Consider the following 11386-nt stretch of genomic DNA (forward strand, 5'->3'; position numbering starts at 1 on the left):
GGGAGAGGTCGGCGGCGTAGCGCGGTGAGATCACGGTCTCTCGTTAGCGCCGCGGCCCCTCACCCGATTTGCTGCGCAAATCGACCTCTCCCCGCTGGGGAGAGGTCGAGCTGATCCGTGGCGAACCGATTCGGCTCAAATACATCGCGCCTTAGCTCGCGGAGTTCTCCGCGCGCGACCTCAATCGGCCGAACTGGCTGCGCAGCACCAGCAGGATGAAGTGGCCCGCGCCGATGCCGGCAAAACCTCCCGCGACCTTGACGATCGCGTCGAGCAGCCGGCCGTGACGGTCCGGTGTCAGCAATTGCATCGCCTCGAGCGTGAATGCGCTGAACACGACAAACAGCACGATCAGGGCGGTGCGCCGCGGGTAACCCAGCACAAAGGCCAGTCCCATCACGGCATAGGCGGCGAAGCGCTCGGCCTGCGGATGCAGGAACGACGGACGGTCCTGGATTGGCGACAAGGTGACGAACGCGATGAAGACCAGCGCAAGCCAGCCGGCAACCACCGCAAACGTCTTGATCTTCGAAACAAGCAAAAAAGTATTCCCGATCCCTGTGCCACGCCGCGCCCGCGCTGGAATTAGCGCATCGCCTGTGCCCGCGATAATTAAATGCCCGCCGAAGGTTAATCTTGCCGCCGTCTGTGACATTGCTCACGGTGCCGGCGAGTCGGGACCTTGATGATGGGCGCGCAGGCGCAAGTCCAGATTTCGGTATTTTGATACCTTGATCCGAAGGCCGGTCTCATTCCATCCGCGTCTGATCGATGGAACCTGAGGCGCTTGCGCGGGTTCCCGGGATGGTGCACCTGACGAAAAAATAAGCTTTGCGTTGCGGATCCATTCATAGGCCGTTCACGGCGCGAAGCCTCATTTGATGCCGGACTATCGCAATGCTCACTCTCGGAGGCCAAAGTGCGTCTGCTCGTCGTTGAGGATGACCCGGATCTGAACCGCCAGCTCACCACCGCGCTGACGGACGCCGGCTATGTGGTCGATCGCGCGTTCGACGGCGAGGAGGGGCATTTCCTTGGCGACAGCGAGCCCTATGACGCGGTCGTGCTCGATATCGGCCTGCCGAAGATGGACGGTATCTCGGTGCTCGAGCCTGGCGGCGGAACAAGCGGGTGATGCCGGTGCTGATTCTCACCGCGCGCGACCGCTGGAGCGACAAGGTTCAGGGCTTCGATGCCGGCGCCGACGACTATGTCGCAAAACCCTTCCATCTCGAGGAGGTGCTGGCGCGGATCCGCGCGCTGCTCCGCCGTGCGACCGGACATGCCCAGGTCGAGCTGAATTGCGGGCCGGTGGCGCTCAATACCCGTACCAAGCGGGTCACCGTCAACGGCAATCCGATCAAGCTGACCTCGCACGAATACAATCTGCTCGATTATCTGATGCACCATACCGGGCGCGTGGTGTCGCGCACCGAACTGGTCGAGCATCTCTATGATCAGGACTTCGACCGCGACTCCAACACGATCGAGGTGTTTGTCGGCCGCATCCGCAAGAAGCTGGAAGTCGATATTATCCAGACCGTTCGCGGCCTGGGCTACATGCTGTCGCCGCCGACCTAAGGCATGATCCGGACCCGGAGGGCCGCGTCAGCGCAAAGTGCGAAGCGGTTTTCCCTCGCGACAAACGCGTGGTGTTTGCGCGGAGATCATGCTCTTAAAGCGTTTTCGAGCGAAGCGGATTCCGGTTCGCCCGCGTGAAGAAAACGCGACCAAACAAAAGGATGAGAGCATATCCTATTCCATAGGATCATGCTCTTAGAGCGCTTGATCGGCGTACACGGGCATTGTCATGATCCGCGCCGGGAGGACTGGATTCGCTGATGTCGCCGCCCGCTGACACGCTGTTCGAGCTCGTCCCCTGATGGGCGGCAGCTCTCTTGCGACCCGCCTGTTCGTCTCGGCGACCGCCTGGGTGGTGGTGATCCTGGCGATCACCGGCGTCATCCTGTCGTCGGTCTATCGCGACGCAACCGAGCGCGCCTTCGACCGAAGGCTCAATCTCTATCTGCGCACCCTGATCGCCGAGGTGGCGACGCCGGACGAGCCGGCCGACCGCCAGTTCCAGTCGCTCGGCGAGCCGCTGTTCGACCTGCCGCTGTCGGGCTGGTACTGGCAGATCACCCGCACCGATACCGAGAAGGGCGAGACCCGCGCCTCGCGCTCGCTGTGGGACAAGAAGCTGCCCAAGCTGGAGGAGCACGGCGCCGAGCTGACCGCCGCCGGCGTCCGCCTCGGCTATGTCGACGGGCCCGAAGGCCAGAGCCTGCGCGTGGTGGAGCGGCCGGTCGATCTCGGCGTCGACGGCAGGTTCCTGGTCAGCGTCGCCGGCGACGCCACCGAGATCTTCGACGAGACACGCAGCTTCGACTATTACCTCGGCGGAACCTTCGCCGCCCTCGGCATCGTGCTGCTGCTGACCACGATCTTCCAGGTGCGCTATGGCCTGGCGCCGCTCAAGCGCATTTCGGATGCGATCGCCGATATCCGTTCCGGCCGCGCCGAGCGGCTGGAGGGCCGCTTCCCGGTCGAGATCGCGCCGCTGGCGCGCGAAACCAACGCGCTGATCGACGCCAACCGCGAGATCGTCGAGCGCTCGCGCACCCATGTCGGCAATCTCGCCCATGCGATCAAGACACCGCTGTCGGTGATCGTGAACGAGGCCGCTTCGCATGGCGCAGATGCCTTTGCCAGCAAGGTGTTGGAGCAGGCCGATGTGATGCGGGATCAGGTCGCGCACCATCTCGAGCGCGCGCGGATCGCCGCCCGCGCCACCATCGTCAGCACCATCACCGACGTCGCGCCTGCCATCGAGGCGCTGCGGCGGACCATGGAGAAGATCCATCGCGACCGCGACCTCTCGATCGAGGCGAAGGCCGACCCGGCGGCGCGGTTCCGCGGCGAGCGGCAGGATCTGGAGGAGATGGTCGGCAATCTCGTCGACAACGCCTGTAAGTGGGCGGCCTCGCAGGTGTTCATCGAGGTGTCAGTGGTCCCGCCGGAGGCGTCGGGCGCAGGTCCCAGGCTGCGCATCGTGGTTGACGACGACGGGCGCGGCCTGTCGGAGGACGAACGCGCCAAGGTCGCCCGGCGCGGCCAGCGGCTCGACGAATCGAAGCCCGGCTCGGGGCTTGGTCTGTCGATCGTGACCGATCTCGCCGGCCTCTATGGTGGCAAGCTCGTGCTGAGCGACGCGCCGATCGGCGGCCTGCGGGCCGAGCTGGTGCTGCCGGCGGTGTAGCGCAAGATGAGTTTGGATCGAATCGGTTCGGCCACGGACTTGCTTCACCTCTCCCCAACGGGGAGAGGTCGATTTGCGAAGCAAATCGGGTGAGGGGCCGCAGCGCTAACGAGAGACCGTAATCCCTCACCCGGCGCTACGCGCGACCTCTCCCAAGGGAGAGGTGAACCTCCGCTGCCGATCCAGCTCAACTCAATCCCATCAGGCTTGAGGCCCGTGCGAGACCGGCCTCGGGACCGCATTATTCCTAAACGGCTTCTTAACGCGCCCACCTTTATCATCCCACGCGGACGGGCTGCGGCGTTTGCCGGGCACCAAGCTTTCACGACCGGGCGCATGAGCCAGAAATCGACCGAGCGGCTGAGGGATTATCTCGCGCAGCTTCCACCGCAATCGCAGGCGCTGCTGATGCGGGAGCTGGAGCGCGCCGTCGAACGTGGCGATGATGTCACTGTGGCCAATCTGGTGCTGGAGCAGCTGCGCAAGATCGTGCGCGGGGCCGAGGAGGACGAGCGGATCGAGCCGCGCAGCGACGATCCGGCGCGGCTCCTGTTCCGGCCGCTCGAGCCGTTCCTTGCCGAGACCAATTTCCCGACCCGACCCGGCCAGCTCCGGCGCGCCTCGCTGCTGCCGATCTGGCAGTGGCTGGCCCGTGAGGGCGCGCCCGAGGCTATCAGCGCATTCGAGGCGGCGCTGGCGACGGCCACCGAGAGCGGTCCGATGGAGATCGCCGCGCGCAAGTTCCAGCTGGCGGCCGCGGAAGCCATCCTCAAGATCGCCGGTCCGGCTCAGGACGATCGTCAGCGCGCGCTGTCGCGTGTCGGTCCGCCGAGCGTGGTCGAGGACCTGCTGCCGATCGGCCTCGTGCTGCAGGCCCGCGAGGCGCTGGAAACCCTGGGCAGCCGGCTGCCGAGCCAGATCCGGGTGTTTGCCGATTCCCAGATCGCTTCCGCAATGGACGCGCTCAAACTGCCGTCGCTGCAGACGCCGCAGCTGTTGCCGTTCGCGCTGTCGTTGATTGCGCAGCGGCTCGCCGCGCCATGGCAGATCATCCGTCTGGCCATCAAGATGGCGGCCTCCGACGACGAGCTGCGGGTTGCGGCAACGCCCTATGGCATCGCCGTCACCATCGCGCTGCACGACCTGTCATTCGTCGCGGCCTGCCTGCGCACCGACATCCGGCGCGGCCATTTCGATTATGTCGGTGAGCAGCTCAAGACCCTGCATGACGGCGTCCGCGGCCTGCGCACCGAGCTCGATCTGCGCAACGATTCCACCTGGGGACGTCAGCTGACGTCGGTCCGCGCCGATACCTCCAACGCGCTGCAATCGGAGATCGACAGCGTGCCTGGCCGGGTCCGCCGCATCCTGCGCCAGCGCGCCGACAAGGACATTACCGCCGGCGCCAAGATTGATCAGTCCGAGGTCGAGGACGCCGCCGCCCTGATCGACTTCGTCGCGGTGTGTCGCACCTATGCCAGCGAGCTCGCGATCAACGAGGTGACGTTGCGGACCTTCTCCGACCTGCAACATTATGTCGAGCAGTCGACCGAGGGGCTGGTGCAGTCGCTGCGCGGCGGCGACGCGCGGGTCCGGGCCTTCCGCCAGCAGCAGGTCAAGGCCGCGATCCGCTTCTGCGAGGTGCTGTTCGGCCACGACTACGCCTCGCTGATGAACCGGGCCGCGGAGAACGCGATGACGGGTGAGCGCAAGTCGTCGCGCGCGGGGTAGTGATCCGCGGACACGGTGACGGCACGTCACCGACATTCGCGAGCATGTTCGACGGCAAGCCGACGAGCTCGTCAGGGCGCGACGAAAGGCATTTGCGTGATTTCGGAATAATGGAAGTGTGGCGCTGATTTGCCCGACGTGTCAAGTCGGCATTCGAGCGCCGGCGGCCGCCCGCCGGCACCTTTGCATGGGGTTGTTTTCGATATTTTGCCAGCGCGCGCCTTCGCTCGAAAACGCCGTTGCTAGACCGCCGGAACGGCACCGGAAATCAGCCTGATTTCGACCTTCGGTCGATCCAGCAATTGTCAATTGCCGGGCTCGCCGCCGGTAGTGTAAAGCGATTCTAAGGCGGCTTGCCGGAAGCCGCCGTTCCATCCGGGAACCGCTTGATGACGCTGTGGTTTGTGTTCGCGCTGATGACGGTCGCGGCGATCTTTGCCGTGCTGTGGCCGCTCAGCCGCCGCGGACGGGCGGAGACCGGTGGCAGCGAGGTCGTGGTCTACCGGGACCAGCTCGCGGAAATCGACCGCGACATGGCCTCCGGCATCATCGGCGCCGCCGAGGCCGATGCCGCGCGGATCGAGATCAGCCGCCGGCTGCTGGCCGCGGCCGACCAGAGCGGCCGCGAAGAACCGGTGCAGGGCAGTCTCAGCCTGCGGCGCACTGCTGCGATCGTCGCCCTGGTCGGTTTGCCGGTGATTGCTTCGAGTTTCTATCTCGCGCTGGGCTCGCCGCGCCTCGGCGACTTTCCGCTCGCCGAACGCAGCCGGGTCGCCGGTGCCAACCAGCCGCTCGCCAATCTCGTCGCGCAGGTCGAGGCCCATCTGGAAAAGAACCCGACCGACGGCCGCGGCTGGACGGTGCTGGCGCCGGTGCTGTCGCGGCTTGGCCGCTACGATGACGCCGTCCGCGCCTATCGCAACGCCATCACTTATGCCGGCGACAGTGCCGATCGCCGCGCCGATCTTGGCGAGGCGTTGATGGGGAGCGCCGGCGGCGTCGTCACCGCGGATGCCAAGGCTGAGTTCGAGCGCTCCGTCGCGCTGAATGGCGACGACGCCAAGGCCAATTACTTCCTCGGTCTCGCCGCCGAGCAGGACGGCCGCAAGTCCGACGCGGCTGCACTCTGGCAGAAGATGCTGGCGAACGGGCCATCCGACGCGCCGTGGCGGCCGCTGGTGCAGGCGGCACTGGTGCGCGTCGGCGGCACCGTGCCCGCCGGCGTCACCGCGCCCGGTGGCGTGAGCGCACCGGCGCTGCCGGATGGCGCGGTGGCTGCGGCCCAGGACATGAGCGAGGCCGATCGCGGCACCATGATCAAGGGCATGGTCGATCGGCTGGCGAGCCGGCTGAAGACCAACGGCGACGACGTCGAGGGTTGGCTGCGGCTGGTCCGCGCCTATCTCGTGATGGGCGAGCGCGACAAGGCGATCAGCGCGCGCGCGGATGCCCGTCAGGCTGTCGCCAACGATGCGGATCGGTTGCGTCAGCTCAATGAAGGGCTGAAGAATCTCGGGTTGGATGGATAACGCATGAGGCCGAAGCACGTGCAGCGGTTTTCGGACAACGTCATGCGCAAGGATGCACCATGACCAGGAAGCAACGGCGTTTGACACTGATCGGCTGCGCGCTCGTTGTGCTCGCGATCGCCGCGGGCCTGGTGCTGAATGCGCTGCGCGATTCCATCGTGTTCTTCTCGACGCCGTCGATGGTGGCCGACAAGCATCTCGGCCCCGGCAAGCGCTTTCGCCTCGGCGGCCTCGTGGAGCAGGGCTCGCTGAAGCGCGGCGACAATCTCGCCGTGACCTTCACCGTCGGCGACGGCGGCGCCACGCTGCCGGTGGCCTACAAGGGCATCCTGCCGGACCTGTTCCGCGAGGGGCAGGGCGTCGTTGCCGAAGGCGCGCTCGACGCTGATGGCGTGTTCCGTGCCGACACCGTGCTCGCCAAGCATGACGAGACCTACATGCCGAAGGACGTTGCCGACGCCCTGAAGAAGCAGGGCCACTGGAAGGACGACTACGCCAAGTCTGGCAACACGCCGAGCGCCTCCGCGGCGCCGACCCAGGGAGCCATGCGGTGATCGCCGAAAGCGGACATTATGCCCTGGTGCTCGCGCTCGCCCTCGCGCTGATCCAGTCCATCGTGCCGATCGTCGGCGCACGCTGGCGCGATGCGGCGCTGATGAACGTGGCGCGCTCGACCGCGCTCGCCCAATTGCTGTTCGTCGCGGCGTCGTTCGCGGCGCTGGTGACGCTGCACGTCACCTCGGATTTCTCGGTCGCCAATGTCTACGAGAATTCGCATTCGCTGAAGCCGCTGCTCTACAAGATCACCGGCGTGTGGGGAAATCATGAAGGATCGATGCTGCTGTGGGTGTCGATCCTGGCGCTGTTCGGCGGCCTCGTCGCGGCGTTCGGCAACAACCTGCCGCTGTCGCTGCGTGCGCATGTGCTGGCGGTGCAGGCCTGGGTCGCCAGCGCGTTCTACCTGTTCATCCTGATCACCTCGAATCCGTTCCTGCGCATCGCCAATCCGTCGCTCGAGGGCCGCGACCTCAATCCGGTGCTGCAGGACATCGGCCTCGCGGTGCATCCGCCGATGCTCTATCTCGGCTATGTCGGGTTCTCGATTTCGTTCTCATTCGCGGTGGCGGCGCTGCTGGAGGGACGGATCGACGCCGCCTGGGCGCGCTGGGTGCGGCCGTGGACGCTGATGGCCTGGATCTTCCTGACGCTCGGCATCGCGATGGGCTCCTACTGGGCCTATTACGAGCTCGGCTGGGGCGGCTGGTGGTTCTGGGATCCGGTCGAAAACGCCTCGCTGATGCCGTGGCTTGCCGGCACCGCGCTGCTGCATTCGGCGCTGGTGATGGAGAAGCGCAATGCGCTCAAGGTCTGGACCGTCCTGCTGTCGATCCTGACCTTTTCGCTGTCGCTGCTCGGCACCTTCCTGGTGCGCTCCGGCGTGCTGACCTCGGTTCACGCCTTCGCGACCGACCCGACCCGCGGCGTGTTCATTCTGCTGATCCTGTTCGTGTTCATCGGCGGCAGCCTGTCGCTCTATGCCTGGCGCGCACCGGCGCTGAAGCAGGGCGGGCTGTTCGCGCCGATCTCGCGTGAAGGCGCGCTGGTACTCAACAATCTGCTGCTGACCACCGCCTGTGCGACGGTGTTCATCGGCACGCTGTATCCGCTGGCGCTCGAGGTCTTGACCGGCGAGAAGATCTCGGTCGGCGCGCCGTTCTTCAATTTCACCTTCGCGCCGCTGTTCGTGCCTCTGTTGCTCGGGGTGCCGTTCGGGCCGCTGCTCGCGTGGAAGCGCGGCGACCTGCTCGGCGCGGCGCAGCGACTGATGGTCGCCGGCATCGTTGCGCTGGTGGCAATGGCCCTGGTGTTTGCGTGGACCTATGGCGGCGCGACCTTGGCGCCGCTCGCGATCGGGCTTGCGGCCTTCGTCATCATGGGCGCGCTGTGCGATCTCGCCGAACGCATCGCGTTGTTCCGGATTCCGCTGTCGCTCTCGCTGCGCCGCGCCCGCGGTTTGCCGCGCGCGACCTGGGGCACGGCTTTCGCGCATGCCGGCCTCGGCATAGCCCTGATCGGGATCGTCTGCGAGACCACCTGGAACACCGAATATATCGGCACAATGAAGCCGGACGACGTCGCCCGGGTCGCCGGCTACCAGCTGCGGCTCGACGGCCTGAACCCGCGGCAGGGGCCGAACTTCCGCGAGATGGTCGCGCAATTCACCGTGACGCGTGACGGCGAGAAAATCAGCGTGATGACGCCGTCGAAGCGCAACTTCACCACGCGCGGCGCCTCGACGACCGAGGCCGCGCTGCTGACGCGCGGCGCAAGCCAGCTCTACATATCGTTAGGTGATGCCTCGGCCGACGGCGCGATCGCGGTGCGGATCTATCACAAGCCGCTGGTGCTGATGATCTGGTGGGGACCGGTGTTGATGGCGTTCGGCGGCCTGCTGTCGCTATCCGACCGCCGTTTGCGGGTCGGCGCGCCGAAGCCGGCCAAAGCAGCCCCGCGCGCATTGCAGGCGGCCGAGTGATGCGGTCGCGCGCGCTTGCAGCCGCTCTTCTTACGGCCAGCCTGATGCTCGGCGCGATGCCCGCGCGGGCGGTGCTGCCCGACGAGATCATGACGGATCCGGCGAAGGAGGCGAGGGCGCGCGAGCTCTCCAAAGAGCTGCGCTGCATGGTCTGCCAGAACCAGTCGATCGACGATTCGGAGGCGCCGCTGGCCCGCGACCTCCGCCTCCTGGTCCGTGAACGTATCTCGGCCGGCGACAGCGACCGTCAGGTGATCGATTTCCTGGTCGCCCGCTACGGCGAATTCGTGCTGCTGAAGCCGCGTCTCAACGAGCACACGCTGGTGCTGTGGCTGACGCCGCCGCTGGCGCTTTTGCTGGGCGGTTTTGCGCTTTGGCGCCTCGGCAGGCGCAAGGGCAGTCTGGCCGCCGCCGGTGGCGATTCCGGCCCCGGACTGACGTCCGACGAGCAGGCCCGCCTCGAACGGCTGCTGGCGGCCGAATCCGCGCCCGACAAGCCGCTTTAGTTCCTTTCTAAGCCCTTAATTCGGCTGCGCTATTCTGCCGCAGCGCGAACCCGCTCGATTACAAAAGTTTAATTCCGCAGCCAGCGCGCTGTAAGGCTGATGACCCCATGTTCAGACGCATCAGGTGCCCGCCCCCGCACCGGTGATTCTGGCCTTGGAGATTTCAACACATGACTGATCGTCCCGACCTCTCGTCCCTTCCGTCCTACAAGGCGCCGAAGCGCTCGCTGTTCTCTGCCCGCAAACTTGCGCTGATGGCCTCGGTCGTGGCCGGCCTCGGTGCCGCTACCTATGGCTTCAGCCCCACCCACAACCCCGCTGACCTGTTCACGACGCCTGCGCATGCGCAGGTCAATAACGAGGTCAAGAAGGTCCAGCAGCCGGTCGGCTTTGCCGACATCGTCGAGCGCGTGAAGCCGTCGGTGATCTCGGTCAAGGTCAACATTCGCGAGAAGGTCGCGAAGGACGACAGCAACAATGACGATTCGCCGTTCCAGCCGGGTTCGCCGATGGAGCGCTTCTTCCGCCGCTTTGGCGGTCCGGATGGCTTGCCTCCGGGCCTGCGCGGTGGACCGCGTGGCGGTGGCGTGGTGACGGGCCAAGGCTCCGGCTTCTTCATCTCGGCTGACGGCTATGCCGTGACCAACAATCACGTCGTCGACGGCGCCGACAAGGTCGAAGTCACGACCGATGACGGCAAGACCTATTCCGCCAAGGTGATCGGCACCGATCCGCGCACCGACCTCGCCCTGATCAAGGTCGAGGGCGGCTCCAACTTCCAGTTTGCCAAGCTCTCCGACAGCAAGCCGCGCATCGGCGACTGGGTGCTGGCGGTCGGCAATCCCTTCGGTCTCGGCGGCACCGTGACCGCGGGCATCGTCTCGGCCTCCGGCCGCGACATCGGCAACGGTCCGTATGACGACTTCATCCAGATCGATGCGCCCGTGAACAAGGGCAATTCGGGTGGCCCGGCGTTCGACGTGTCGGGTGAGGTGATGGGCGTCAACACCGCGATCTACTCGCCGTCCGGCGGCAGCGTCGGCATCGCGTTCTCGATCCCGGCCCAGACCGTCAAGAGCGTCGTTGCCCAACTGAAGGACAAGGGCTCGGTCAGCCGCGGCTGGATCGGCGTCCAGATCCAGCCGGTGACTTCTGACATCGCCGACAGCCTCGGCATGAAGAAGGCCGAAGGCGCGCTGGTTGCCGAACCGCAGGCCAACGGCCCCGCGGCCAAGGCCGGCATCGAGTCCGGTGACGTCATCACCGCCGTCAATGGCGAGCCGGTGAAGGATGCGCGCGAACTCGCCCGCACCATCGGCGGCCTCGCGCCCGGCAATGCCGTGAAGCTGAACGTGCTGCACAAGGGGCAGGACAAGACCGTCAACCTGACGCTCGGCCAGTTGCCGAACAGCCTGGAAGCCAAGGCTGACACCAACAACGACGGCGACAAGGGTAACTCGTCCCGCGGCACCGACGTGCCGAAGCTCGGCCTCACGGTGGCGCCCGCCAACAGCGTGGCCGGCGCCGGCAAGGAAGGCGTGGTCGTGACCGAAGTCGATCCCAAGAGTGCTGCCGCTGAGCGGGGCTTCAAGGAAGGCGACGTGATCCTCGAGGTCGCCGGCAAGTCCGTCGGCACCGCCGGTGAGGTGCGTGATGCGATCACCGCGGCGCGCAATGACAACAAGAACAGCGTTCTCATGCGCGTGAAGAGCGGCGGTTCGTCGCGGTTCGTGGCAGTGCCGCTGGCCAAGGGATAACTATCTATGAGTTGGAAAGCGTCGCCGGCATTCGTCGCCCCCGCCGACGGCGCTTTCCGGGGGGTGGG

At 66.1% G+C, this 11386-nt stretch carries 8 protein-coding genes and 1 pseudogene; 8 read left to right on the forward strand and 1 reads right to left on the reverse strand.

Going from position 1 to position 11386, the window contains the following annotated elements; translation table 11 throughout:
* Nucleotides 1-151 precede the first annotated feature (151 nt).
* A complete protein-coding gene (locus AKN84_RS29000) occupies nt 152-541 on the reverse strand; it encodes a VanZ family protein (RefSeq protein ID WP_193399696.1) in 390 nt (129 codons plus the stop codon).
* Between the two features lie 378 nt (nt 542-919).
* Between AKN84_RS29000 and AKN84_RS29005 the strand changes: the two are divergent.
* The 8 genes and pseudogenes from AKN84_RS29005 to AKN84_RS29040 all read left to right on the forward strand — a co-directional run bounded on the left by AKN84_RS29005 (nt 920) and on the right by AKN84_RS29040 (nt 11318).
* Nucleotides 920-1581, forward strand: a pseudogene (locus AKN84_RS29005) (response regulator transcription factor).
* 301 nt (nt 1582-1882) lie between these two features.
* Nucleotides 1883-3259 carry a sensor histidine kinase gene (locus AKN84_RS29010; protein WP_050423949.1) on the forward strand — a complete coding sequence of 459 codons (1377 nt, stop codon included), beginning with the start codon at nt 1883-1885 and terminating at the stop codon, nt 3257-3259.
* A gap of 336 nt (nt 3260-3595) precedes the next feature.
* Nucleotides 3596-4990, forward strand: a complete 1395-nt coding sequence (locus AKN84_RS29015; RefSeq protein WP_050423950.1) for a hypothetical protein — start codon at nt 3596-3598, stop codon at nt 4988-4990.
* A gap of 389 nt (nt 4991-5379) precedes the next feature.
* On the forward strand, nt 5380-6519 hold the full coding sequence (ccmI, locus tag AKN84_RS29020) for a c-type cytochrome biogenesis protein CcmI (protein WP_050423951.1): 1140 nt from the start codon (nt 5380-5382) through the stop codon (nt 6517-6519).
* Nucleotides 6520-6578: 59 nt separating this feature from the next.
* On the forward strand, nt 6579-7073 hold the full coding sequence (gene ccmE / locus AKN84_RS29025; RefSeq protein ID WP_050423952.1) for a cytochrome c maturation protein CcmE: 495 nt from the start codon (nt 6579-6581) through the stop codon (nt 7071-7073).
* The gene (locus tag AKN84_RS29030; protein WP_050423953.1) at nt 7070-9055 is read left to right on the forward strand and encodes a heme lyase CcmF/NrfE family subunit; all 1986 of its coding nucleotides are present in this window, start codon (nt 7070-7072) and stop codon (nt 9053-9055) included. The genes ccmE and AKN84_RS29030 overlap by 4 nt, the downstream gene beginning before the upstream one ends.
* Nucleotides 9055-9561 (forward strand): cytochrome c-type biogenesis protein, encoded by a 507-nt coding sequence (locus AKN84_RS29035; protein WP_050423954.1) that lies wholly within the window; start codon nt 9055-9057, stop codon nt 9559-9561. Before AKN84_RS29030 ends, AKN84_RS29035 begins: the two co-directional genes overlap by 1 nt.
* A gap of 170 nt (nt 9562-9731) precedes the next feature.
* Nucleotides 9732-11318, forward strand: coding sequence for a Do family serine endopeptidase (locus AKN84_RS29040; protein ID WP_050423955.1), 1587 nt, complete (start codon nt 9732-9734; stop codon nt 11316-11318).
* Nucleotides 11319-11386 lie beyond the last annotated feature (68 nt).

This window comes from Bradyrhizobium tropiciagri (assembly GCF_001189845.1).
Lineage (GTDB): Bacteria > Pseudomonadota > Alphaproteobacteria > Rhizobiales > Xanthobacteraceae > Bradyrhizobium > Bradyrhizobium tropiciagri.